Raw genomic sequence first — 25,567 nt, 5'->3', positions numbered from 1 at the left:
TGTAACCATCACCTTTTTCGGATCTTTAATGTTGTTTCGCCTCAGTCTGTTATTGTCTAGTTTTCTCTGGATATTCTCATCAAATGCCAATAATTCTCACATCAATAGTGAAAAAATAATTATTTCCAATGTGCTCGCCGATATCAAGATTGATGCAAAATTGGATGAAGAAATTTGGCAACAAGCAAAGCCGATTAGCATGAACAATATTACCCGACCGTATGACAATATTGCTAACAGCTTTAATACTCAAGCATTCATGGTCGAAGATGGCGATACGTTATATGTCGCTTTTATTGCTGATGATCCTGATCCTAAAAACATTAGGGCATATTACCGCGACAGAGATAAGTCTTGGGGCGATGATCTTATTGGCATAAAAATAGACACGTTCAATGATCACCGTTTAGCGTATCGTTTTTTTGTCAACCCTCTTGGCGCTCAAGTAGACGGTATCGAAAATGAAATAACCAAAAATGAAAGCGACTCTTGGGACGGAATTTGGGACAGTGCAGGCAGAATTACCGATACCGGTTATGTGGTAGAGATGGCGTTGCCGTTAAGAATGCTCAATTTTAATGACGAATTAAATCAACAAACCTGGGGGATAGAATTAGTCCGTTATTATCCTCGGGATATTATGCTTAGACTGTCAAATATTTACATGGACAGAAACAACAAGTGTGAGGTTTGCCAACATGTTGAAGCTACAGGTTTTAAGCAAGCAAAATTAGGTTCTAATATTACCGTTACTCCTTCTCTGGTATTAAGTTCAAGAGAACAGCGTGATGAAAATGCTAACTGGTATAGAGAAAATGACAGTAATTTAAGTTTAGATGTACGCTGGGGTGTCACCCCTAACACATTGTTAAATGCCACGTTAAATCCCGATTTTTCAACGGTTGAAACCGACAACGCGCAACTAAGTATCAATAACACCTTTGCATTGTTTAATGAAGAGAAACGCCCTTTCTTTTTAGATAACAGCGACTACTTTGATTCACACTATGATCTAGTTTACACCCGTAATATAAACGCCCCAAATTTTGGTGCTAAATTAACCGGTAAATATTCAGATCAAACAGTGGCATTCTTTATAACCGATGACGATCAAACCAATATTTTGATCCCAGGAAATCGAGGTTCAGCCATAGCGACCATCGATGGAAAATCAAAAGGTAGTGCCTTTCGTTACCGTAAAAATGTTAATACTAATACCACCTTAGGGCTTACAAGTACCTATCGTAGTAATGATGATTATTATAATTTAGTCAATGGCTTTGACGGTGATATTAAGCTATCAAATACCGATACTCTAAAGTTTCAGTATTTGCAGTCTACAACCCATTATCCTGAAGACTTTTACCAACAATTTTGCCAATCTGACGATCCGCAAGATTGTCAGCAACCACCACAATCTGAGCAATGCGATTTGTACCAATGTGACTTTAACGAACAAGTATTAAGAACCATTGACGATACGCGCTTTACCGGTAATGCTGGCATACTGTCTTATACTCACAACAGTAAATACTGGCTATATAAAGCCGCTTATGAAAGCCAAAACTCTGGTTTTCGAGGCGATCTTGGTTTTATTCCTAAAATTGATAGCAATAAATTTAAAGTCGGCGGCGAACGTCGTTGGTTTGCAGAGCCTGACCAATGGTGGACGCAATTTGAAATATATTCTGATTACGACACAACCCATAATGATGATGGCGAGTTAATTGAAGAAGAGTTCGACATTAAAACCTCTATTGAGGGGATTTATAATTCATGGTTACAACTTGCTTATACCCATCGAAATGCCGTTGGCTCCCGCTTAGATAAAAGCTCGTTAGCCATTGACGGTAACACCACCATGTTTAAGCAAAATGTGTGGCAATTTAATACCCATATTAAGCCCATTGCTGGTGTTACCATTGACTCTGATTTTATCTATGGCGATAAAATTGATTTCTCAGGTAATCGTAATGGTACAACCTATGAAGTTCACCCAATGCTAAAATGGAACATTAACTCCCATTTAGAAATGAAGTTAAAGCATAGTTTCAGTAAATTAGACGCCGACGGTGCGAACAAATACATTGCCCGGTTAACTGATCTTAGAACTACCTACCAGTTTGATCTACAAAGTTTTTTAAGATTTACTATGATTTTTAACAACACCAGTCGCAACCCTGACAATTACTTATATCAAGATAGCGATGACATTGATGCAAACACCAAAGATCTGAACCTTGAATTGCTTTATGGTTATAAATTTAACCCTCAAACAGTATTCTATCTTGGCTATTCTGAGCACAGCCAAGGCGAGGATAACTTTGATAACATGGAAAAAGATGACAAAAGCGTGTTTTTAAAACTCAGCTATGCGTCTATTCACTAAACGCTTGGCGAGAATATTCATTTGAGCCACAATTTGGGCATTGGATCACCGTACTGGCATGGGTAATATCAACTTGCCGGTCGCATCCTTGGCACTGAATACGACCAAAACCGATTAAATCACCTGTTTTATAGGTACCGTCATGATTAAAGTCATCGACTAATTCAGTCCATTCAACTTGAGTTTGATCGGTCATATGAGCCAAATGCTGCCACATGCCTTCGCTGATGGCGTTCAGATACATTGAGTTTTCGGCATCGGCTTTGTTGTGCTGGTAAAAGCCAAGTAAATCTTGCTTAAAACTGTCAACCGATAGTTGATACTCATTTATTGAAACTTGCTCTGCTGCATTAATAACCTCATCGGCTTTTTTGACCCATTGCATTATCGACTTTACTTCATCGTTTTTAGCGTCTTTTAGCCAAATGTAGATTTTGTCAAAAACATTCTGATAATTGCTATTTTTGTCACTCATAAACAGTCTCAAATATATAAATATTACCCGTTATCTAAAAAGTATAGTCAAACTACACGGTTTAGGGATAAAGCACGTGCTCTTCTATACCATTTAGCAATTATTTAAGTTATTATCCGAGCAATATTTTAAATTCACGTCTAGTGCTGAATAAACGCAAATAATTGCCTGTATTTTTAGCACGACCAACGCTTGAGAAAACCGTTAATGGAATCCATTTATAATCCACAGTCTATTGAAGAAAAAATTCAACAGAGCTGGACTGAAAACAATACGTTTGTTGCTACTGAAAAACCAGGAAAAGAAAAGTTTTACTGCCTATCGATGTTCCCGTACCCAAGTGGACGTTTACACATGGGGCACGTACGTAATTATACTCTTGGTGATGTAATTAGCCGTTATCAGCGCTTACAAGGTAAAAACGTAATGCAACCTATGGGTTGGGATGCGTTTGGTTTACCAGCAGAAAATGCAGCGATAAAAAATAAAGCAGCACCGGCTAAATGGACCTATGAAAACATTGACTACATGCGTAATCAATTAAAGTCGTTAGGTTTTGGTTATGACTGGAACCGTGAATTAGCCACATGTACGCCTGAGTATTACCGTTGGGAACAATGGTTTTTCACTCAATTGTTTGAAAAAGGCTTAGTTTACAAGAAAAATGCTACGGTAAACTGGGATCCAGTTGATCACACTGTACTGGCAAATGAGCAAGTAATTGACGGTCGTGGCTGGCGCTCTGGCGCCATTGTTGAACGTAAAGAAATTCCACAGTGGTTTATTAAAATTACAGATTACGCAGAAGAGTTATTAAACGACTTAGACCAGCTTGAAGGATGGCCTGAGCAAGTTAAAACCATGCAACGTAACTGGATTGGTCGCTCTGAAGGCGTAGAAATGACCTTCAATGTGGCCGATTCTAGCGAAAGCTTTGATATTTATACTACCCGTCCAGATACATTAATGGGGGTAACGTATGTTGCGCTTGCCACTCAGCATCCTCTGGCGTTGGAAGCAGCTAAAACCAACAGTGAATTAAGCGAGTTTATTGCATCATGTAAAAACAATAAAGTTGCTGAAGCCGATATGGCTACCATGGAAAAGCTTGGTGTTGATACCGGCCTTAAAGCAGTTCACCCAATAACAGGCGAGCTAGTACCTGTTTGGGCAGCAAACTTTGTGCTTATGGATTATGGCTCAGGTGCGGTTATGTCGGTACCAGGACATGATCAACGTGATTTTGAATTTGCTACTAAGTACGGTTTAAATATTACGCAAGTTATCGAAGGTACAGACGAAGATGACATTGCAGTTGCTGCTATTACTGAGAAAGGCACATTAATTAACTCGGGTGAGTTTGATGGCTTAGACTTTGACGCAGGCTTTAAAGCTATTTCTGAGCATTTAGCTGCTGCAGGAAAAGGTAAGGTTACAGTAAATTATCGCTTACGTGACTGGGGTGTTTCTCGTCAACGTTACTGGGGTACGCCTATTCCAATGTTAACGTTGGAAAACGGTGAGTCTGTGCCAGTACCACAAGACCAGTTACCAGTACGCTTACCTGAAGATGTGGTCATGGATGGTGTTACGTCACCAATTAAAGCCGATCCTGAGTGGGCAAAAACCACCTATAACGGTGAAGCAGCATTTCATGAAACCGATACCTTTGACACCTTTATGGAGTCATCTTGGTACTATGCTCGTTACTGTTCACCAGATCACGATACCGGTATGTTAGACCCGGAAAAAGCGAACTACTGGTTACCGGTGGATCAATACGTTGGTGGTATCGAACATGCCATTTTACATTTATTGTATTCTCGCTTCTTCCACAAACTGTTACGTGACGTTGGTTTAGTTGACTCAGACGAACCGTTTAAAAGCCTGTTATGTCAAGGTATGGTATTAGCTGAAACATTTTACCGTGAAGAAAGTAACGGCGCCCAAACCTGGATTGCGCCGAGCGATGTTGAGGTTGAGCGCGATGAAAAAGGCGCAGTAACCAAAGCGACATCTAAACTTGATGGCCAACCAGTATTATCTGGTGGCATGACTAAAATGAGTAAGTCGAAAAACAATGGTATCGACCCACAGGAAGTAATCAACCAATTTGGTGCTGATACCGTACGTTTATTCATAATGTTTACTTCACCGCCGGAGCAAACTTTAGAATGGTCTGATTCAGGTGTTGAAGGTGCACATCGTTTCTTAAAACGTGTATGGAAATTAGCATTTGATTTCACCGAAGCGACAAAAGACGCAGCAATCCCTGCATTAGCGGATGTTCAACTAAATTCGGCTCAGAAAAACTTACGTCGTGAGTTACACAAAACAATTGCCAAGGTAAGTGATGATATTGGTCGTCGTAATACCTTTAATACCGCGATTGCAGCGATAATGGAGCTGATGAATCATTTGGCGAAAGCTAACCTTGAATCTGATGCCGACAAAGCCATCATGCATGAAGCTATTCAAGCTATTGTATTAATGTTAACGCCAATTACACCACATTTAGGCCATGAATTATGGTCAACAATTGGTGACGGTACTGCCGTTGAAGAGGCAGCTTGGCCTATCGTTGATGACGCTGCCTTAGTACAAGATGAGAAACTGGTGATTGTGCAAGTAAATGGTAAATTACGTTCAAAAATTACTGTTAATGCCAGCGCTTCACAAGAAGATGTTGAAAAGATTGCATTTTCGGAAGAGAATGTAGTTAAGTTTACAGAAGGTAAAACCGTGCGTAAAATTATTTACATACCGGGTAAGCTTCTTAATATCGTGGCCAATTAATGACAAAAACTGCTGTTTTTACAAAATGGATAAACACTACCGTTAGCGCTTTGCTAACGGTAACCATACTTTCAGGGTGTGGTTTTCATTTGCGTGGTGATTATTTATTACCCGTTGAAATGCAAACCTTATATGTAAGCTCACAAGATCCCCATGGAGAACTTACCCGCTTTGTAAAAACACACTTAAAAGATAACGATGTAACTCTGGTAAATAAAAGCACCGCTAATATTGCAGAGTTACGTATTTTAAAAGATTCGCTTAATCGTCGCACACTATCTTTATTTGAAAACGGACAAGTTGCCGAGTATGAATTAACTTACTCAGTACGTTATGAAGTCAGGTTTGAAAACAAAGATAACCAACGCTACAGTTTTGACGTAACCCGCAATTATCAGGAAGATCCTGATAGAGCATTGGCGAAATCTAGAGAGTTAAGTTTATTACGCAAAGAAATGCGTATTGAAGCTGCCAACACCATCTTACGCAACCTTGCTGCTACCGAGCTTTAATATCGAATATGCGCATTTATCATAACCAACTTGCTAATCAGCTGCAGAAACAATTACTGGATGTCTGGTTAGTGTTTGGGGATGAACCTTGGCAAAAAAATGATGCCCTAGATAACATTAAACTCAGCGCTAAAAACCAAGGCTATGATGAATTAATTCGTTTTAGTAACGATGATAAATTTGATTGGAACCAAGTATATAATGAGTTTCAATCGTTAAGTCTATTTGCTGAAAAGCGCATTATTGAAATCGATTTAGTTAATAATAAGCTTGATGACAGCGCAGTAAAAACCCTCGCTGACATTGGCGAATTCATTGCCAGTCAAGGCCAAAGTGATGTGTTATTAATTTTGCACGGCCCCAAACTTGATGCATCATCGGTTAAGAAAAAGTGGTTCAAATCGCTAGATAAAATTGGCTGTTATATTCCTCTTTATGATCTTGAAGGCAAAAGCTTGAGCATTTGGCTTAATAACCAATGCCGACAATTAAAGCTAAACATGGACTCGCAAGCACAAATATTACTGAGCGATTTTTTCATCGGTAATACCCCTGCGTTAGCGCAAGAACTGCAAAAACTTACGCTTTTATTTGATCAACAATTCATTCGCCGCGAAGACTTAGAACAGCTGTTGATCAAACAGTCAAAATTTAGCCCATTTCAGTTAACCGATGCTCTGCTTAGTGGTCAGTTAGAGCAATGCAATAACATGCTTACCCAAATGAAACATGAAGGTGTCGTGTTGGCACAACTTGTTTGGATAGTGCATAAAGAAATATTGCAAATTGAAATGATGCTGACTCGTCAGGCTAATGGTGAAAGTCGTGATGCCCTGTTTAAAGAGTTACGCATTTGGGATAAGAAAAAACCCTTATATAACCATGCGCTTAACAACATCAGCTTAGCCAATATTAAACGGGCTAAAATGCGATTGGCTAAAACCGACTTGATCAGCAAAACCAGCAGTGATTTTGACGATTTTATTTTATTATCTGATGTGTGCCTAACGTTATATTATGGTGATGTTACCAAACATCTGTCACTTGATTATGAGTATTCCTCCTAGCATGAAAGGCCAAGAGCATATTGGCATTTTTGGCGGCACCTTTGACCCTATTCATTTAGGGCACATAAAACCCAGTGAAGACATCGCCAAACAACTCGGCTTAAATCAAGTACTACTTGTACCTGCGCATATTCCCCCGCATAAGACATCTACCATTGCAAATACCAAACAACGTAAAGAAATGGTTGAATTAGTGTGCCAAACACATCCACTGTTTAGCTTAGATCAACGAGAATTAAATCGGTCTTCAACATCATATACCATAGATTCAATTAAAGAGTTAAAGCGGCTGCATCCTAATGCCAAGCTATATTTTTTTATCGGCACCGACTCATTAATTTCATTACCTAGCTGGTACCAGATACAAGAGTTGCTAACACTTTGTCATTTTGTCGTCGCAACACGGCCGGGTTATTGCTTAAGCAAATTGCTCGATGAAGGTATCCAAGTTCGAATTACCGACAACATTAATGTGGTGAAACAACAAAACGCTGGCAAAATTTTATTACTAGAAACTTGCCAAGTCGATATTTCATCTACATTAATTCGTGAAAAGCTCAGTAAAAATGAAAATTGCGCCGAGTTTTTATCACCAGATGTGGCTCAATTTATTGAGAATCATAAACTTTATCGTTAATTTTCGGGGCCTCTGTTAACTTTTCTCACTTCGGGTTAGAATAGGCACAATTGATAAGTACTTCGCCTGAATTGGCAACCGTTATTTTTGCATTTAGCCATAAATGCTATAGATCCTTAAGGAAAACACTTTGCAAGCAGAACAATTAGTTGAATTTGTACAAGAACAACTAGAAGACATTAAAGCCCGAGATATTATTACTCTCAACGTCGCAGAAAAAGCCAGTTTTACAGACTATATGATGATTTGTTCTGGTAACTCGTCAAGACATGTAAAATCAATTGCTGAAAACCTAAACACGGCAATGAAAGCTGAAAACATGAAGCCAATTGGTATCGAAGGTACTGATGTTGGTGAATGGGCACTGATCGACTTAGGTGATGTAATTGTGCACGTAATGACTGATGACACTCGCGACCTTTACCAAATTGAAAAACTTTGGACTGACGAATAACATCCTATGCGCCTTACCCTCATTGCCGTAGGCAATAAAATGCCGAGTTGGATTGCCCAAGGTTTTGCCGAATACTCTCGTCGATTTCCTCGTGATTTAAGCTTTGATTTAATCGAAATCACTCCGGGTAAGCGCGGCAAAAATGCTGACATAGCTCGCATTTTAGAAAAAGAAGGCGAACAGACCCTAGCAGCTATTCCAAAAGGCAATCGCATCGTTACCTTAGAAGTAGAAGGTAAGCCCTGGACAACTCCCCAACTGGCGAAAGAGCTGGAAAAATGGCAAATGGATGGCCGCGATGTATCCTTGCTAGTAGGTGGTCCTGAAGGTTTAGCACCCGCTTGTATAAAAGCGTCGGAACAAAAGTGGTCTTTATCTGCTCTAACCTTACCACACCCTATGGTAAGAATTATGATCGCAGAAAGTTTGTACCGTGCTTGGAGTATCAACAATAACCACCCTTATCATCGTGAGTAAGGGTTAGTGGCTATCAAACACGTATCAATTAGAAACCACAGTGCAGAGGCAAACCTATTCGCCCGTAGAGCCTTTATTACCTTCTTAGGTGTATTGGTTATGCTGCTGATTTTATTCAATAATTTATACGAGTTAGAAGTGAACTCGTTTGAAAAGTATCAAACAAGATCAAATAAAAACCGCATTAAACTATTGCCAGTAGCGCCTAATCGCGGGCTGATTTACGACCGAAATGGCGTATTGTTAGCTGAAAACAAACCGGTTTATTCATTAGAAGTTATCCCAGAGCAAGTTAAAGACATCAATAAAACCCTTGAGTTACTTGGTAGCATTGTTGAAATTTCTGAAGAGCAAAAAGTAAAGTTTTTAGAGGCAATGCGTTACAAACGTCGTTTCAAACCTATTGAATTGATTTCTCGATTGAATGATGAACAAGTAGCGAAAATATCGGTTAGCCAACACTTATTTCCAGGGGTTATTATCGAAGCGCGATTAAAGCGCTATTACCCTTTTGGCGATTTAACCACTCATTCTTTAGGCTATGTTGCCAAAATTAACCGCAAAGATTTAATTAATCTGGACGAGCAAGGCAAGTCGGAAGATTATAAAGCCACGCGTGACATCGGTAAATTGGGCTTAGAGCGCTATTACGAAGATATCTTACATGGCACCATGGGCCATCAGGAAGTTGAAGTAAACAACCAAGGTCGAATTTTACGCACCCTCAGTTTTACGCCGCCTATCTCAGGCAGTGATATTACCTTAAGCCTGGATATTGAATTACAGATGATTGCTAAACGAGCATTATCTGGAAAACGTGGCGCTGTGGTTGCAATAGACCCTAGAGATGGTGGCGTGTTAGCGTTTTATTCAAACCCAAGTTATGACGGTAATTTGTTTGTACACGGCATTTCGTCAAAAAACTATAAAAAACTGCAAAACCGTAACCGACCATTAATAAACCGGGCGACAAAAGGCACCTACCCACCAGCATCAACAATAAAACCATTTTTAGGCTTAGCCGGTTTAGAAAATAATATGATCACCACCTCGTCTAAAATTTGGGATCCTGGTTTTTTCAAACTTAAAAACGGTAAACGAAAATATCGTGACCATTTAAAATGGGGCCATGGTTGGGTGACTCTAGAAGAAGCGGTAATGCGCTCTTGTAATACGTTTTTTTACGATCTGTCATATAAACTCGGTATCGATAAAATTTCCGAAACCATGGCAAAGTTTGGTTTTGGTGAATCTACCGGTATCGACATTCATGAAGAAAGCGACGCAATAATGCCAAGTAGAGGTTGGAAACGCGCTCGGTATAATCAGCCATGGTATCACGGTGATACAGTAAACATTGGTATCGGTCAGGGCTATTGGACAGTGACACCATTACAATTGGCCCAAGCGACATCAATATTGGTGAATAAGGGTGAAGTTAAAGAGCCGCACTTTTTGGCCGCGATACATCAAACATCACCATTTACTGCTGAAGTAAATTTTGATGACTCAGGTGACGTTACTCGAACCACAGCATTAACGAAAGAAATTATCCCATTTGAAATAAATGAAAAACCGCCGATAGAATTAAATAACCCTGACAGTTGGGATATTATTTTAGAGGCTATGCATAAAACAGTTAGAAAACCTGCCGGCACGGGCTACCGCGCATTTTTAGGCACCAAATACGACGCTGCCGGGAAATCAGGTACAGGTGAGGTTGTCGGGCGAGCACAAGATACCGATTATGATGCAACCAAGATTTCAGAAGATAAACGTGATAATGCCATGTTTATTGCCTTTGCACCGTTTAGTGCACCTGAAATTGTAGTCGCGATAGCGATTGAAAATGTTGCTGTTGGTGGTGGTGGCTCGAATGCTGGCCCTGTTGCAAGGCAAATCATGGATCAATACTTTGCCAATAAAAAGCTTGTTGCCAACCTTAAATAAACTCAGATAAAAGCTGTAGAGAATAATAAAACATGCGCTATGTAGGAAAAGACGAAGCGAAAAAGAAAACCTTACTCGAGCGAATCCATATTGATTTGCCGCTTTTGTTCGTGCTTTTGTTACTGATGAGTGTTGGTTTATGTGTTATCTACAGTGCCGGTGGTCAAGATACAGATTTAGTCATACGACAGGTTATACGACTGGGCATCGGTTTAGGCGTTATGTTTGTTGTCGCGCAAATTCCACCATCGGTGTATCAACGCTGGGCAGTAATTGTATTCATATTAGGGCTATTAATGCTGCTTGCAGTATTGCTCTTTGGTCATGTTGGTAAAGGAGCACAGCGCTGGTTAGATTTAGGCTTTATGAAGTTTCAACCGTCTGAAATTATGAAGCTTGTGGTACCAATGACCGTCGCATGGTTTATCAGTCGTTATGATCTTCCCGCGAAAACAAGACACATATTATTTGCCTTTGTATTGGTAATGGTCCCTACATTGATGATCGCGAAACAACCAGACCTGGGTACTTCGTTATTGATTGCCAGTTCCGGCATTTTCGTTTTATTTTTAGCAGGCGCTAGTTGGAAGCTAATAGGTATTAGTGCCGGCTTTGTTTCAGCATTCATGCCCATTTTATGGATGTTTTTGATGCGTGATTACCAGAAACAACGGGTATTAACGTTTTTAAATCCAGAGCAGGATCCACTCGGCTCTGGTTATCATATCATTCAGTCTAAAATTGCCATTGGCTCAGGCGGCATTTCAGGAAAAGGCTGGCTTCAAGGTACACAGTCGCAATTAGAATTTTTACCTGAACGACACACAGATTTTATCTTTGCCGTATTTAGCGAAGAATTTGGCTTAATCGGTGTTGTCGGTTTATTACTAATTTACTTATTAATTGTTATGCGTGGGTTGTGGATCGCATTTAATGCGCAAGAGGCATTTACCAAGCTACTGGCAGGCAGCTTAACGCTTACCTTTTTTGTCTATGTGTTTGTAAACATTGGTATGGTATCAGGATTGCTGCCTGTAGTGGGGGTACCACTGCCCTTAGTCAGTTACGGCGGTACATCGATGGTTACCTTGATGGCTGGTTTTGGTGTTATTATGGCGATTAGTACCCATAGGCGTTTGATTTCTTAGCAAAATATTATTGAGTGTAGATATAGCCTTATAATTAACGATAAAAATGGTTGAGTCTATTGTTAGAAATTACTACACTAATCGTTGTAAAAATAAGCGCTACAAAGCTTATTTAAAATAATAAAAAAGATATCAATTGTGCCGTTAGCTAAATCTATTTTCCTTATATTCATCCTTTTCTCTCTCATCGCGTGTGAGAGTAATTCCCGATATTCTCAGAAATACGACAGTATTCCTACGCGTCTGCCGACCGATAGTGAATTAAAAGAACCCGTGCCTCAAGTCGTTGCCCCAAGTCGTGGTGGTAATAAAAACTACCAAGTGTTTGGCAAGCCTTATACGGTGTTAAAAACCGCAGAAGGTTATAAAGCTACGGGCACCGCCTCTTGGTATGGTAAAAAGTTTCATGGCCATTTAACCTCGAATGGGGAAGTGTATGATATGTACGCATTTAGCGCAGCTCATAAGTCACTGCCCTTACCCACGTATATGCAAGTAACCAATTTGGCGAATAACAAATCAGTAATTGTACGAGTGAATGATCGCGGGCCGTTTCATCAGGATAGGTTAATTGATTTATCCTATAGTGCGGCTTACAAGTTGGGGATGCTTAGTAAAGGTACTGCTAAAGTGCGTATTGAGGCGATCACTAAGTCTAATATCGCCAAATTTACCAAGCCAGTTTATTCAAACGATGTTATAGCGACAAATACTATTGAACGGTTGCCTCCACTTGAAGCAATATCTTCAACGCCCAATACATTAAATACGGCTAAGCCTCAGCCCAAGGCCAAACCGGTTCGTAAGTCAAACAAAACGTCTAATACAACAGCAGTTGCAAAAGCTGTATCGACATCGTTTAAACCGTATATTCATGTAATGGTGACTCGCGATAAGCTTTTAGCCAATAATACCGCCAAAGGCATACAGTTTTTATTGCAGGTTCCAGTAAAATTGTCAGAAAAAAATGAACTTTTTAGGGTACAAGTGGGACCAATAAAGAATGCCAATGAGGCAAAACTATTACTCGCGAATATACAAAACCAAGGGTATCCGGAAGCGTACCCGTTAAAATCGCCTAAATAAACGATAAATAGCCGAATAAAAACGCTCACGGGCGCTTATATTAACGTAGAATGTTGTTATACTAACCAGCAATTTTTTGCCCGAGAAAGTTTATTTCAGGGCGATAGCAACAAAGAATTATAACTAAAGATATAGAATCTTACAGGTAAATGATGACCAACTCAGCACGTAAACTTATAAACATATTTAGCGGTCTTGTACTCGCGACATCAGCTTTCACCGCTTCTGCGACAACAATTATTCCAGCAGCTCCACAAATCAATGCTGAAGGTTACATTCTATTAGATCATGCTACCGGAAAAGTCATTGCCGAAGGCAATGCCGACATCCAATTAGAGCCTGCATCTCTTACAAAAATGATGACAAGCTATATTATTGGTAAAGAAATTGAAGCTGGTAATATTGCCAATGATGACTTAGTAACCATCAGTGAAAACGCATGGGCAAAAAACTTCCCTGACTCATCAAAGATGTTTATTGAAGTAGGTACGGAAGTCTCAGTTAAGTTACTAAATCAAGGCATTATTGTTGCCTCTGGTAACGATGCTTGTGTTGCTATGTCAGAGCATATTGCCGGAAGCGAAAGTGCCTTTGCTGATTTAATGAACGCTCATGCCCAACAACTTGGGATGTTAGGCAGTAACTTTCAAAACTCACACGGCTTAAGTGGTACTGAACATTTCTCTACACCACGTGATATGGCAACTCTTGCCAGTGCGTTAATAAACGACGTACCTGATGAATATGCCATTTATAAGCAAAAATCTTTTACCTTTAACAACATTAAGCAATACAACCGTAATAGCCTATTATGGGATAAGAGCATGAATGTTGACGGTTTGAAAACTGGTCATCATTCAAAAGCTGGATTTAATTTAGTTACCAGCGCAACCAAAGGCAATATGCGTTTAGTTACCGTAGTTATGGGCGCCAAAAGCGAACAAGCTCGTAAAATTGAAAGTAAAAAATTACTAAACTATGGTTTCCGTTTCTTTGAAACAATCACCCCTTATAAAGCCGGTGAAAGCTTTGCGACCAACCGAGTTTGGATGGGTGACATTAAAGAAGTAGACTTAGGTATTTTAACGGACACCTCGATTACAATTCCTCGTGGACAACGTAAAAATCTAGAAGCAAATTTCAAGTTAGATCAACAATTAGAAGCACCATTAGCTAAAGGTACTGTTGTTGGTAAGGTATTTTTACAACTAAATGGTGAAGACGTTGGCGAATACCCGTTAGTTACTTTACAAGAAGTTAATGAAGGCAGTATGTTCAGCCGCTTAGTTGATTATGTGAAACTGCAGTTTCTATAAATAGTTACTAAGATATCCGGAAATAGGTTCAGGGATTAAATCCATACATACTTCCTGAACTTGTTTCAGGATCTGGTTCCTTATGGATTCCTGCCTTCGCAGGAATGACCTTGAACTTGATAAGTATGGCGCTATAAACTTAAAATATGACAGACATCGTTTATTTAAATGGTGAATTACTCGCCAAGAAAGACGCAAAAATCTCGGTCCTAGACCGAGGCTTTTTGTTTGCTGATGGCATTTATGAAGTCATACCTGTATACAACTCAACGCCTTTTCGTTTAAAGCAACACCTTGATCGCTTATCTTATTGTCTCAAACAATTAAACATCATAAACCCTCACTCAGATATTGAATGGAAGAACATCATTCGTACGCTTATAGAGCGCAACGGCGGCGGCCATTTATCCATTTATCTACAAGTAACTCGCGGTGTAAGTAACGATCGAAACCAAGTTATTGATGAGGTGATGACGCCTACAGTCATGCTGTTAGCCTCACCTTTGCTGGTCAATGAAGAATCAATAGAAACCGCGAGCGCAACCTTACTTGAAGATATTCGTTGGCAACATTGTGATATCAAATCCATTGCGCTGTTAGGCAATATTATGCTGCGTAATAAAGCGCAGCAACTAGGTTGTGATGAAGCAATTCTACATCGAGACAACCTTGTGACAGAAGGCTCTACATCGAATGTATTTATGGTCAAATTTAGAGAAGTGTATACGCCACCACAAAACCAATTGATTTTAGGTGGCATCACCCGTGATGTTATCATTGAACTTGCAGAAGAGTCTGGCCTAAAAGTACACCAAGAAAACATCACTGTTGATGACTTATTATCCGCTGATGAGGTATGGATCTCGTCTTCTTCAAGAGAAATTTCACCTATCACCCAAATTGATGGTAAAATAATCGGCTCAGGCCAAGTTGGCCCTGTTGCTAATGTACTCCATAGTGAGTTTCAAGCATTTAAAAAGACCCTAATTAATTAGCAGCATTGATATTTTTATATTGATGTTGATATAAACGTTTAAAGAGAGCTGTATGAAAACCAAATTCAATGAACTACTTGAATTTCCTTGTGTACTAAATTTTAAAATTATGGGCGTTGCTGTGCCTAATCTACCGGACTTAATCATTGCTGTCTTACAAAAAGATACGCCTGCAGATTACGTACCTACGATTAAACCAAGCAGCAAAGGCAACTATCACTCAGTTTCAATTCCTATTAAAGTGACTAGCCAAGCGCATATTGAGAAACTTTACAAAGAATTATCTGCAATTGAAGAAGTGCGCTACGTGCTTTGATCATGTTTGACATTCTTGTCATATTGAAAAGTTTACAAATCCACCAATAACCACGCTGTAGATGCTGTGGTTATTGTGGATTTTTTGCTTAATATGGCTATAATGGCGCCACTTAAATTACAAACGTTCATAAAGAGATAAACACTTGAGCTACCCACTGGTTATTCGCCAATTAAATAGCATGGATTACGAAAAAGTTTGGCATGCAATGCAAGACTTTACTGATACTCGTGATGACACTGTTGATGATGAACTTTGGCTAGTTGAGCACCCTCCTGTATTTACCCAAGGTCAAGCGGGTAAAGAAGAACACTTACTAATGCCGGGCGATATTCCGGTAGTAAAAGTTGATAGGGGCGGACAGGTAACGTATCACGGCCCGGGTCAACAAGTGATCTACTTTATGATTAACTTACGTCGTCGTAAAATGGGCGTTCGAGAGTTGGTAACATTAATAGAAAACGGCATTGTTAACGCGCTGGCACAATATAATATTGATGCAGCAGCAAAACCTGACGCACCAGGTGTATATGTTGACGGTAAAAAAATTGCTTCATTAGGTTTGCGAGTTCGTAAGGGCTGCTCATTTCATGGTTTAGCGATTAATGTAAATATGGATTTGTCGCCGTTTTTACGTATAAACCCGTGTGGTTATGCGGGCTTAGAAATGATCCAAACCATTGACTTGAATGGTCCAGATAACGTTACCGAAACAGGTAACGTGTTAGTTGAGCAATTACAGCAATTATTAAATGCTGACACAGTTAGCTATAAGACAGGTTTATAATCGTCATGACAGAAACAACAGAAAAAGTGAAATCAACACGCGTTGCCCCTGGCACAAAAATGCGTGATGCCGACAAAATGCAGCACATCCCAATTAAGGTTGTGCCTTCAGAGCGTGAGTCTATGTTGCGCAAACCTGATTGGTTACGCATTAAATTACCACGCTCAAGTGATAAAATAGATCACATTAAGTCGTCGTTAAGAAAACACGGATTGCACTCTGTTTGTGAAGAAGCGTCTTGCCCTAACCTGTCTGAATGTTTTAATCATGGTACTGCCACCTTCATGATCTTAGGTGATATTTGTACCCGTCGTTGTCCATTTTGTGATGTTGGTCACGGTCGTCCATTAGCGGCAGATAAAGAAGAGCCTAAAAAACTTGCACTAACACTAAAAGACATGCGATTAAAATACGTGGTTATAACGTCTGTCGATCGTGATGATTTGCGCGATGGTGGCGCACAGCAATTTGCTGACTGTATTAGCGAAATAGCCGAGCATGCACCACATACGAAAGTAGAGATTCTAGTGCCTGATTTTCGTGGTCGTATGGACCGTGCATTAGACATTTTAAATGCAACACCGCCAGACGTGTTTAACCACAACTTAGAAACTGCGCCTCGCCTTTATACGAAAGCTCGTCCAGGTGCTAACTATCAGTGGTCATTAGATTTATTGAAAAAGTTTGGTGAAGCAAATCCAACTATTCCAACTAAATCAGGGTTAATGGTTGGCCTTGGTGAAACCAACGAAGAAATATTAGAAGTAATGCGTGACTTACGCGCCCATGGCGTGACCATGCTGACCATTGGTCAATACTTACAACCAAGTAAACATCATTTACCGGTTGAGCGTTATGTACACCCGGATGACTTTGATATGTTCAAACGTGAAGCTGAAGCAATGGGCTTTGAACACGCGGCATGTGGTCCTTTGGTTCGCAGCTCTTACCATGCTGACAAACAAGCTGCTGGTGAAGAAGTTAAATAAGATAACGAATTTCGATTTGTTAAAATGAAGGCGCTAATTTAGCGCCTTTTTTTATTAACCGTTTACAAAGCTAATTAAGTTTCGCCAGCTCTATAGTTTGCTCGTCAATGCGTACAGCTTGACCATCTTGTAAGCGTTCTCCACCACGTACAATAACCGTATCACCAGCAGAAATATCGCCAATTACTGATACCCAATGCCCTTCACCTTGTCCTACGGTTACGTTTACCTTTTTGGCAACTAACTCTTCGTTAACCGTTAATACAAACGTATCTGATTCTCTAAGTAACAACGCATCCCGAGGGACCATTAATACTTCAGCCAAATTTTGTTTCGGCAGCGATACACTCACCGCTGTACCAGATAATAATGCTAAATTGGTTGCGGCTAATCTAACATTAAAGGTACGAGATGATTGCTCCCCCGCACGGCTCCATGTTCTGATCGGCAGCTCGATAAGCTGCTGTTGCCATTTCACCTGCATTTTGGCGCCAGCCTCTAGAAACGGGGCTATTGAAATAGGCGCAGCAACCGTAATATCAAGATCGTTAGGATCAATCAACGCCACCAAAGGTCGGCCAACGGCAATCAATTCACCAACATAGGCAAAGCGCTCGCTGATAAACCCTGAAAATGGTGCTTTAACCTCTGTTTTCGTAATGGCTAATTGAGTTTGTTTTACTTCCATTTGTTTAGCTACTACTTCATTTTGGGCGACAGCCAAATCTTTCTCAGTACGTTCAAGTTCACTTAATGCAGTATTATTTGTCTCACTCAGTTTTAATAATCGCTGTTTTTGTTTAGTTAAATAGTCGACATTGGCTTGATATTGTTTCGATTGAGCCTGTTGCCTAGCCATCAATAATTTCAAATTACGGTTATCGATTCGGGCAATGATATCCCCTTGTTTAACTTCGCTGCCAATATCAACAATCGACAATAGTTGGCCAGTTTGTTCTGCAGAAATAGTAGCATTCATTCGACTCACTACGTTACCTGGCAACCAAACTCGAGCTTGCACTTGTTCCGTTTTAGCCCTTTCAATACTGACAAGTTGCCCTTCACTTTCTGCCGCAATAGCATTGCTTGTAACAAAGAAACTAATAGAAACTAGGGTTAATAAATATTTGTTCATTATTTTTTCCTTAAACTTTTGCTTGTGGTTCAATTGTCAAAGCAGTTAACTCAGGGTTAGTTGCTGTAGGGCTAGGTGAAGGTTTTCTAAAGCCAAAATCACTGCGTTGCAGAAGTAGCAAACAAGGCAGCAAGATAATGGTAAACAGTGTACTTACGGCTAAACCACCGACGATTACAGCAGCTAAACCACGGTAAATAACACTACCGGCTCCAGGAAGTAACAATAGAGGCAGCATGCCAAAGAAGCTTGTGGCAGTACTCATAAAAATGGGGCGTAACCTTAATGTTAAGGCTTGATGTACGGCACTTGGTCTACTCATTCCTTGAACCTGTGCCAAGCGAGTTTGATGCACTAACAATATGGCATTGTTAACCACCAGACCAAGCAAGATCACAAAGCCTATCATGGTTAACAGATCAAGCGGTTGAAAGACAAATAGATTAAGTAATCTTAATGCCAGGATGCCACCAACCGTCGCCAGTGGAATGGTAATGATAACCAAAGCGCTGTCTTTAACAGAGCGGAATAAAGCAGCCATCAATAAGAATAAGATCACCAATGCGAATAAGAAATTTTCACTCATCACAGTAATGGCTTTTTCTAATTGGTCGGCACTGCCACCGTAAACAATTGAGCTGTCGGCAGGTAATACCGCTTTTAATTGTGGTTCGACGTCATTTTTTAACACCGCAATCGTTTCTTCCAGCGACCAACCTTGCGGCGGATTCACATTCAATGTAATGGTTCGATTACCATCAATACGGGTTAAACGACTCGGGCCAACGGTGCGCTGAATAGTAACTAACTCTGATAACTGAGTAATATTGCCAGCCCCGGTGACAACGGGAACATCGCCCAAATTGTCAGGGTCATCCCAACCTTCAGAGCGAACAATGATATTCATCCGTTTGCTGCCATTAAAATACTCGCCTGCATAAACACCATCACCCAAGGTCCTTATCACTCGGCCAACATCACGGCGCGACCAACCTTGTTCAAGAATATTTCTGTCTTTCGGCATCAACCTTAATTCTGGTGCTGCCATTTCAGGGCTTGGGTTAGCCCGAACATTAGCACCTTCAATGGCATTATTTACCCATTCTATGCCTTGGCGAGCAGCGCTTTGTAATGCTTGTGTATCTCGGCTTTGTAAATGTATTTGCACTTGTCTACCACCGCCAAAGCCGCCAAATAAGTTTCCTTGCCTAGCGAACGCACGAGTGTCCGGTAAATCGACTAATACTTCTTCGCGAACAACTTTTAATAGCTCTTCTACCTGAGACTGGTCTTTAGCCCTTACCCCTAAATTTCCACCAAAAGGTCCTGAAAACAGATAATAATTTTTCAGTGCGGGCTGCTTTTCGCCATTCATATAAGGCTTTAATCGTTCAACAATTGGGTTTACGACTTCACGCTCAATAGTTTGTAAGTTAGCGCCTGGAGGAAACTGCAAATTAGCATCGACCGCATCTCGCTTTACTGGTGGTAAATAATCTAAACTGGGGACTGCTAACACAGTAATAATCACCGGAATTAGCAAGAGGCTTGATGAAACGGCCAAGCGTTTTTTACTGCTGGATGTTATCTTAACCACCCAAGCGGTTATACCTTGCCAAATGGCTTGATTAGGATCTTTTTTGGGTAATTCTTTTATGTAGTATTTAGCCAATACCGGAAGTAGTACAACGGCGACAATTAACGACACCGAGACGGCGATAGCTATTGTTAAGGCTAAGTCTCCAAACAGTTGCCCTTCGATATCTTTTAAAAAGAATACCGGCAAGAATATTGCGACGGTAGTTGCTGTAGATGCGAGCAATGCTCCCCAAACCTGTTTAGCGCCTTGCTCAGCACTGTCATGTCGATTTAAGCCTTTATCACGCATTCGTAAAATATTTTCCAGCACAACAATGGCTGCATCCAGTACCATCCCCACAGCAAAGGCTAATCCGGCTAATGAAATAACATTAAGCGATCTACCTGTAAGTTGTAATACGATGAAGGTACTTAATAAGCTGATAGGAATTGCCGTAGCGATAATAAACGTTGCCCGGGCTCTTCGGATAAAAAACCATAACACTAATAGAGATAAAACCGCACCGACAAACAAATTACTGGTGACCAAATTTATTGCCCGATATATAAATACCGAGGCATCAAACGATTGGATCATCACTAATTTTTTTTCTGCTAGAAGTTCGCTATTTATTAACTCCACTTCCGCTTTAACTCGATTTAACGTGTCTAATACATTGGCACCGCTTACTCGATCAATACGCATTGAGAAAGCTGGATTACCATTTTGAACGGCAATGCCTTCCTTATCAGCTCGACTTACCTGCACGGTGGCGATATCAGCTAAACGAATATTACGCCCATTACGAGATTCAAGGATAAGTTGTGACAGCTCTTCCACTTCATATTTACCATTAAAGCGTAAGGTATATTGCCTGCGACCGACATCAATAAAGCCGCCTGAAATATCATTAGTGCCTGAAACTAACGCAATAAGCTCTGGAATTTCAATCCCAAATTCAGCAGCTTTAATTGGGTCGAAGCGAATTTGTAATTCTTCTCGGTTTTCACCATTGAACATTTGTACACTAGCAACGCCTTCAATGGCTTCAATTCTTGGACGAATGGAGTCTTCAGCAAAGTCGATATAGTTATCTATATCTTGTTCATTACCAGGCAACGCTTGTAAAAAGAAAAACGTTAACGCTGGATTTCCACCACCAAAGCCACCAAGCATCACTCGAGGAGGGGTTGCATCACGAGGTTGAGACTGAACCCGAGTCATGCGACTGATCACTTCCATCAATGTTTGCTGCATATTAGTGTCGATACCAAACTCAAGATTGATAAACGCGCTTCCCCTATTGGCAAATGCATTCATCGATTGCAAGCCAGGAATACCACGAAGAACCTGCTCTTGTGGCTCAAGGATTTCCGATTCTATTTCTTGTGGGGACGCTGCACGCCATGAGGTTTGTATGGCAATTCGAGGGTTTTCAATATCAGGGAATAATTGTACAGGCAATTTGTTTAAGCTGAGTAATCCAACTAATAAAATTAACGCGACAGCTACGGCGACTGCCGCAGGAGAGTGTAATGCATTAGAGGTGAGTTTCATTATTATTAACCTGTTGATGCCAAATTTATTAACAAGACATTAACAACAATGAGAATTTATGATAATTGGATAAGTTTAACTGAAGGCTTTTTGCGGTGAATTACCGAGCAGAAATAGTTTGCAATAACCTGACACATTTTGACATAAAACCGGACATTGCAAAAAAATTAGAAGCTAATTGCTGATGAGCTAATCTATTTACATAGTCACTGCACTGTTCAGGCTATTAATCCATTGAAATAGTCACGCCAGATGTACCATCTTCTTGATACTTTGCTTTACATAAAAATAAGCGTTTATTGGTAATGCCCTGTTCAGACATGTAACTTTTTAAAGATACAGCCCTTTGTTTTGCCAATTCCGCCAATTGCGCGTCTAATTGCTCCCCTTGATATTCAATTATTAATTCAGCCTTATCTGCTTTGTTACTCACTCCGCATAGATGCAAATCTATTTCATCACGCTTTGTTAATACCGCGATCAGCTTATTGGCATAATCTAATTGTGTTACTTCTAAATGTGCGCTGTTAACGGTAAACGTCATATCATCAAAAGCTATTTGATTAGAGGCATCGACAAGGTATTCAGCCGCGATGAACACCGCCCCATAAGGTTGTAACGCATATTTTAAAAAACCTATAGAGCCTTTCTTCACCGCTTGAGTGATCGATTTTTGCAGAATAGAATTCACATTTACATTGGCATCATCTAAATTGCCTTTAACTGGAATATCAATATCGATGACGCCCTTGTTATCTTCCAACACACTAATGGCCATAGGAATTGGCAACGTTGATACAACTTTGCTTTCATCAATATCCTTAACCTGTAGTTTCCTGATCTGTAATTCATTACTCATTTCTATTGTGTTTTGATGTAACTGCAATTCAAATTTGTGATCAAATTGTCCACGAGTAAATTGGTAGCCGGCGAACGACTCTATAAATGGCGATAACGTAACAAATGACATGTCTTCTATTTGCCCGTTTAATGACAAATCTATAGGCGACTGAGTTAAATAGCCGCTACCTTCTACTGAAATGCTTGCGTGCTTATTTAAGGTTGTATGTAACTCAAAATGGCTTTCTTTTGGTTTTAGTTGATTGGTCAATTCTGTAAGTGCCAATTTTTTAATATCTAATTGAATCTTATGGGGTTGGCTTTTCAACGTTTTGATCAGATTAATGTGGGCGGGCGAAGTTAAAGAAACAGTACTTACACCGTACACAAACTCGATGTTTGAGTCTTCTTTATTGTTTATTTTAACGGGTTCAACCGTTGGCGTAATTGTCGTATCAGCGTTTATTTCCTCAGTTTGGTTTGTCTGAAGGCTTTGGTTTGTAGGAAAAAAGCGTGCCTGTACTTGGTTAATGGTTTGCAACCAGCTTAGCTCATTTTGCTCATTTAACTGTAATGAGGTTTGCAAACCGGCAAGTTGTATCTTATCTAACGTTAAGCGGTTAAAGGAGTTGCCGAGCTGAGCATTGTCAATAATGAGTGTATCGAGATTGTTGCTGCTCTTAACTTTGGCCTGGTTATTTGATTTTTGTGTTTGTGCTTGTTTTTGTTCTTGTTTAACGACGCTATTAAACCAGGACAGCTCAGAAAAACCGAGTTGTTCAACACTGACTGATAATTCGTCGGTGATCGTCAGGTTGGTAGATGTTAAGTGCTCAAAGCCAATGAGTAGATGATCAGATGCCTCATCCACAATGGTGAGATCTTCTATTTCGCTGTTTAGTGTTCCTGATACTAACGTCGTGTCTTTTAATAGTTGCAGTTTAGCGTCAAAATTTGATGATAGATTTTGTAAATTAACCGCTAATTGCTTACTACTGAGGTGCAATTTTTTGCTTACTAAATCACCATTAAAATTAAAGATCAGGTTATTATCCTTATCGCGAATGCCATCCAAATAAAGTTCAACATCAGTCATACCTTGCAGCGTATCGATTGGGTAAGGTAAATATATATTCGCCAGTTTCTGAAAATCGCCATATTGAATATTTTTGATGTCGATATCGCCTTGTACAGACGGCGTAGTAGCAAGTGGTTGCGCGGTAAGTTTAGCGCTTATTTCTGTATTGTTCAGTCGAGAATCAAGGGTTAGTTCGGCAGGATAATCATGCCAGGTCGATACTCTTGTTAATGTAAACTGACGAATATTATAACGACCAGTAAATTGTTTGAGTTGGATATTCACGTCGATATTCGCCAAGCGCACTAAATCAACATCTAAATTTGGGACTGCCAACGTTTGCTCTGGTTCGATTTGGGTCTGACCACCGGTTGGACTTTGCTCGTTAGCCACTATCGGGATCACCACTTCAAAGTTGCCATCATCGTCTTCAATAACGGCCAATGTCGTGTCTTGAATTTCAATAAGTTCAGTGGCGATACCACCACTAAATATACCCTGCCAACGATAATCAGCCCGCATTAAGCCAATGACCAGCTTCTCTTCGTTGTTAACCTCTACCCTCACATTCTCTATTTGCAAGGTGCCGGTAAACAAGTTTAAATCGACATCTTCGATGGTTACATTATCAAACCCTTGTTGAGTAATTTTATTGATCACATAATAACGAGCGACTTCAGGCAGCGCACTTAAGAAAATGACGACAACTAAAATTGTACTTATCAGGTATTTACTGCGAGGCATCATATGAAGGCTTTTCTATTGTTATTCGTTTTATTCTTATTGTTATAGAACATAGAAAGCAAAAAGCCACAAAAACCGCATGAAACATGCAAATCTTTTGTGGCTTTATACCAATACTAATTAAATTGGCGTATTAATTTTTCTATGCTTATTCAATAATCGGCGTTGGGCAATTAACATCACCATTTTGAGCGATATGACGTAAGTAATGATCCATGATCGTTATTGCCATCATAGCTTCAGCAATTGGTACGGCGCGGATACCAACACAAGGATCATGACGACCGCGAGTTATAATATCTGCGGGCTCACCTTTAACATTTATAGTTTTGCCACTTACGCCAATGCTCGATGTTGGTTTCAAGGCGATATTAGCAACTATGTCTTGTCCTGAAGAAATACCACCTAACACACCACCAGCTGAGTTTGATAAAAACCCGTTCGGCGTCATTTCATCACGATGCTCTGAGCCTTTTTGATTTACACAGGCAAAGCCATCACCAATTTCAATACCTTTAACCGCGTTGATACTCATTAAGGAATGAGCAAGCTCTGCATCTAATCTATCGAATACCGGTTCACCTAAACCAACTGGTACATTAGTAGCAACCACTTTTACAGCTGCACCAATAGAGTCTTTTTCTCTTAATATGCCACGGATAAGTTCATCTAACGCATCGATCTTATCTACATCAGGGAAGAAGAATGGATTATTCTCAACTTCATTCCAGTCATAAACATCAGCATAAATATCACCGATTTGGCTAACACAGCCTTTAATTTCCATGCCCAGTTTTTGATTTAGGTATTTTTTAGCGATTGAGCCAGCGGCTACGCGCATTGCGGTTTCACGAGCAGATGAACGACCACCACCACGGTAATCTCTAATGCCATGCTTTTGCCAATAAGTATAATCTGCGTGTCCCGGACGGAACATTTGCGATATTTCGCCATAATCTTTTGAACGTTGATCGGTGTTTTCAATCATTAACCCAATTGGCGTACCGGTTGTTTTACCTTCAAAAACACCCGAAAGGATTTTAACCACATCGGCTTCTTTACGTGCAGTGGTATAACGAGACGTACCAGGTTTACGACGGTCAAGATCAAGTTGTAAATCAGCTTCACAAAGCTCAATGCCCGGAGGGCAACCATCTACAATGGCTCCTAAAGCCAAGCCGTGACTTTCGCCGAATGTTGTTACGGTAAATAGTTTTCCAATTGTATTACCAGCCATAAT

The 25,567-nt window shown here is 40.1% G+C and carries 20 protein-coding genes; 15 read left to right on the top strand and 5 right to left on the bottom strand.

Features of this window, described 5'->3' with window-relative positions; genetic code table 11:
- Window positions 1–28 precede the first annotated feature (28 nt).
- Window positions 29–2,389, top strand: a complete 2,361-nt coding sequence (locus RI845_RS05470; protein ID WP_348388739.1) for a carbohydrate binding family 9 domain-containing protein — start codon at window positions 29–31, stop codon at window positions 2,387–2,389.
- Here RI845_RS05470 and RI845_RS05465 read toward each other — a convergent pair.
- Window positions 2,379–2,864 carry a zinc ribbon-containing protein gene (locus RI845_RS05465; RefSeq protein WP_348388738.1) on the bottom strand — a complete coding sequence of 162 codons (486 nt, stop codon included), beginning with the start codon at window positions 2,862–2,864 and terminating at the stop codon, window positions 2,379–2,381. The genes RI845_RS05470 and RI845_RS05465 overlap by 11 nt on opposite strands.
- 207 nt (window positions 2,865–3,071) lie before the next feature.
- Between RI845_RS05465 and leuS the strand changes: the two genes are divergently transcribed.
- The 14 genes from leuS to lipA all read left to right on the top strand — a co-directional run bounded on the left by leuS (window position 3,072) and on the right by lipA (window position 17,394).
- The gene (leuS, locus tag RI845_RS05460; RefSeq protein WP_348388737.1) at window positions 3,072–5,660 is read left to right on the top strand and encodes a leucine--tRNA ligase; all 2,589 of its coding nucleotides are present in this window, start codon (window positions 3,072–3,074) and stop codon (window positions 5,658–5,660) included.
- A complete protein-coding gene (locus tag RI845_RS05455) occupies window positions 5,660–6,172 on the top strand; it encodes an LPS-assembly lipoprotein LptE (RefSeq protein ID WP_348388736.1) in 513 nt (170 codons plus the stop codon). Before leuS ends, RI845_RS05455 begins: the two co-directional genes overlap by 1 nt.
- 8 nt (window positions 6,173–6,180) lie before the next feature.
- Complete coding sequence (gene holA, locus RI845_RS05450) at window positions 6,181–7,239, top strand: DNA polymerase III subunit delta (protein WP_348388735.1); 1,059 nt, start codon at window positions 6,181–6,183, stop codon at window positions 7,237–7,239.
- A complete protein-coding gene (gene nadD / locus RI845_RS05445) occupies window positions 7,223–7,876 on the top strand; it encodes a nicotinate-nucleotide adenylyltransferase (RefSeq protein ID WP_348388734.1) in 654 nt (217 codons plus the stop codon). The genes holA and nadD overlap by 17 nt, the downstream gene beginning before the upstream one ends.
- Window positions 7,877–8,006: 130 nt before the next feature.
- The gene (gene rsfS, locus RI845_RS05440; RefSeq protein ID WP_348388733.1) at window positions 8,007–8,330 is read left to right on the top strand and encodes a ribosome silencing factor; all 324 of its coding nucleotides are present in this window, start codon (window positions 8,007–8,009) and stop codon (window positions 8,328–8,330) included.
- A 6-nt stretch (window positions 8,331–8,336) separates the two neighbouring features.
- The gene (gene rlmH / locus RI845_RS05435) at window positions 8,337–8,807 is read left to right on the top strand and encodes a 23S rRNA (pseudouridine(1915)-N(3))-methyltransferase RlmH (protein ID WP_348388732.1); all 471 of its coding nucleotides are present in this window, start codon (window positions 8,337–8,339) and stop codon (window positions 8,805–8,807) included.
- A 6-nt stretch (window positions 8,808–8,813) separates the two neighbouring features.
- The gene (gene mrdA, locus RI845_RS05430) at window positions 8,814–10,757 is read left to right on the top strand and encodes a penicillin-binding protein 2 (RefSeq protein ID WP_348388731.1); all 1,944 of its coding nucleotides are present in this window, start codon (window positions 8,814–8,816) and stop codon (window positions 10,755–10,757) included.
- Between the two features lie 32 nt (window positions 10,758–10,789).
- The gene (gene rodA, locus RI845_RS05425; RefSeq protein ID WP_348388730.1) at window positions 10,790–11,905 is read left to right on the top strand and encodes a rod shape-determining protein RodA; all 1,116 of its coding nucleotides are present in this window, start codon (window positions 10,790–10,792) and stop codon (window positions 11,903–11,905) included.
- A gap of 273 nt (window positions 11,906–12,178) precedes the next feature.
- Window positions 12,179–12,991: a septal ring lytic transglycosylase RlpA family protein gene (locus RI845_RS05420; protein ID WP_348388729.1), complete on the top strand. Its 813-nt coding sequence runs from the start codon at window positions 12,179–12,181 to the stop codon at window positions 12,989–12,991.
- Window positions 12,992–13,143: 152 nt separating this feature from the next.
- Window positions 13,144–14,307 carry a serine hydrolase gene (locus RI845_RS05415; protein WP_348389506.1) on the top strand — a complete coding sequence of 388 codons (1,164 nt, stop codon included), beginning with the start codon at window positions 13,144–13,146 and terminating at the stop codon, window positions 14,305–14,307.
- Between the two features lie 146 nt (window positions 14,308–14,453).
- Entirely contained in the window at window positions 14,454–15,302 is an 849-nt protein-coding gene (gene dat / locus RI845_RS05410; RefSeq protein WP_348388728.1) for a D-amino-acid transaminase, read from the top strand.
- A 52-nt stretch (window positions 15,303–15,354) separates the two neighbouring features.
- Window positions 15,355–15,618, top strand: coding sequence for a DUF493 family protein YbeD (ybeD, locus tag RI845_RS05405; protein WP_348388727.1), 264 nt, complete (start codon window positions 15,355–15,357; stop codon window positions 15,616–15,618).
- Window positions 15,619–15,763: 145 nt separating this feature from the next.
- The gene (lipB, locus tag RI845_RS05400) at window positions 15,764–16,405 is read left to right on the top strand and encodes a lipoyl(octanoyl) transferase LipB (RefSeq protein WP_348388726.1); all 642 of its coding nucleotides are present in this window, start codon (window positions 15,764–15,766) and stop codon (window positions 16,403–16,405) included.
- Window positions 16,406–16,410: 5 nt separating this feature from the next.
- The gene (gene lipA / locus RI845_RS05395; RefSeq protein WP_348388725.1) at window positions 16,411–17,394 is read left to right on the top strand and encodes a lipoyl synthase; all 984 of its coding nucleotides are present in this window, start codon (window positions 16,411–16,413) and stop codon (window positions 17,392–17,394) included.
- Window positions 17,395–17,464: 70 nt separating this feature from the next.
- Here the strand turns inward: lipA and RI845_RS05390 are convergent, their stop codons facing one another.
- The 4 genes from RI845_RS05390 to aroC form a co-directional block, all read right to left on the bottom strand.
- Window positions 17,465–18,529 carry an efflux RND transporter periplasmic adaptor subunit gene (locus tag RI845_RS05390; protein WP_348388724.1) on the bottom strand — a complete coding sequence of 355 codons (1,065 nt, stop codon included), beginning with the start codon at window positions 18,527–18,529 and terminating at the stop codon, window positions 17,465–17,467.
- 10 nt (window positions 18,530–18,539) lie between these two features.
- The gene (locus RI845_RS05385; protein WP_348388723.1) at window positions 18,540–21,665 is read right to left on the bottom strand and encodes an efflux RND transporter permease subunit; all 3,126 of its coding nucleotides are present in this window, start codon (window positions 21,663–21,665) and stop codon (window positions 18,540–18,542) included.
- A gap of 226 nt (window positions 21,666–21,891) precedes the next feature.
- On the bottom strand, window positions 21,892–24,330 hold the full coding sequence (locus tag RI845_RS05380) for a DUF748 domain-containing protein (protein WP_348388722.1): 2,439 nt from the start codon (window positions 24,328–24,330) through the stop codon (window positions 21,892–21,894).
- Between the two features lie 145 nt (window positions 24,331–24,475).
- A complete protein-coding gene (aroC, locus tag RI845_RS05375; protein ID WP_348388721.1) occupies window positions 24,476–25,564 on the bottom strand; it encodes a chorismate synthase in 1,089 nt (362 codons plus the stop codon).
- Between the last annotated feature and the right edge of the window lie 3 nt (window positions 25,565–25,567).

Source organism: Thalassotalea nanhaiensis (assembly GCF_031583575.1).
GTDB lineage: Bacteria > Pseudomonadota > Gammaproteobacteria > Enterobacterales > Alteromonadaceae > Thalassotalea_A > Thalassotalea_A nanhaiensis.
The sequence above is the reverse complement of the archived record's forward strand: the minus strand, read 5'-3'. Positions and strand labels throughout refer to the sequence as shown.

What these genes read in the sequence shown, in the direction of transcription:
- rlmH (WP_348388732.1), top strand. Translation starts at nt 8,337, where the DNA reads ATGCGCCTTACCCTCATTGCCGTAGGCAATAAAATGCCGAGTTGGATT.
- holA (WP_348388735.1), top strand. Translation starts at nt 6,181, where the DNA reads ATGCGCATTTATCATAACCAACTTGCTAATCAGCTGCAGAAACAATTA.
- RI845_RS05385 (WP_348388723.1), bottom strand. Translation starts at nt 21,665, where the DNA reads ATGAAACTCACCTCTAATGCATTACACTCTCCTGCGGCAGTCGCCGTA.
- dat (WP_348388728.1), top strand. Translation starts at nt 14,454, where the DNA reads ATGACAGACATCGTTTATTTAAATGGTGAATTACTCGCCAAGAAAGAC.
- RI845_RS05380 (WP_348388722.1), bottom strand. Translation starts at nt 24,330, where the DNA reads ATGATGCCTCGCAGTAAATACCTGATAAGTACAATTTTAGTTGTCGTC.
- RI845_RS05465 (WP_348388738.1), bottom strand. Translation starts at nt 2,864, where the DNA reads ATGAGTGACAAAAATAGCAATTATCAGAATGTTTTTGACAAAATCTAC.
- RI845_RS05455 (WP_348388736.1), top strand. Translation starts at nt 5,660, where the DNA reads ATGACAAAAACTGCTGTTTTTACAAAATGGATAAACACTACCGTTAGC.
- lipA (WP_348388725.1), top strand. Translation starts at nt 16,411, where the DNA reads ATGACAGAAACAACAGAAAAAGTGAAATCAACACGCGTTGCCCCTGGC.
- RI845_RS05470 (WP_348388739.1), top strand. Translation starts at nt 29, where the DNA reads ATGTTGTTTCGCCTCAGTCTGTTATTGTCTAGTTTTCTCTGGATATTC.
- nadD (WP_348388734.1), top strand. Translation starts at nt 7,223, where the DNA reads ATGAGTATTCCTCCTAGCATGAAAGGCCAAGAGCATATTGGCATTTTT.
- RI845_RS05415 (WP_348389506.1), top strand. Translation starts at nt 13,144, where the DNA reads ATGACCAACTCAGCACGTAAACTTATAAACATATTTAGCGGTCTTGTA.
- ybeD (WP_348388727.1), top strand. Translation starts at nt 15,355, where the DNA reads ATGAAAACCAAATTCAATGAACTACTTGAATTTCCTTGTGTACTAAAT.
- RI845_RS05390 (WP_348388724.1), bottom strand. Translation starts at nt 18,529, where the DNA reads ATGAACAAATATTTATTAACCCTAGTTTCTATTAGTTTCTTTGTTACA.
- rodA (WP_348388730.1), top strand. Translation starts at nt 10,790, where the DNA reads ATGCGCTATGTAGGAAAAGACGAAGCGAAAAAGAAAACCTTACTCGAG.
- leuS (WP_348388737.1), top strand. Translation starts at nt 3,072, where the DNA reads ATGGAATCCATTTATAATCCACAGTCTATTGAAGAAAAAATTCAACAG.
- aroC (WP_348388721.1), bottom strand. Translation starts at nt 25,564, where the DNA reads ATGGCTGGTAATACAATTGGAAAACTATTTACCGTAACAACATTCGGC.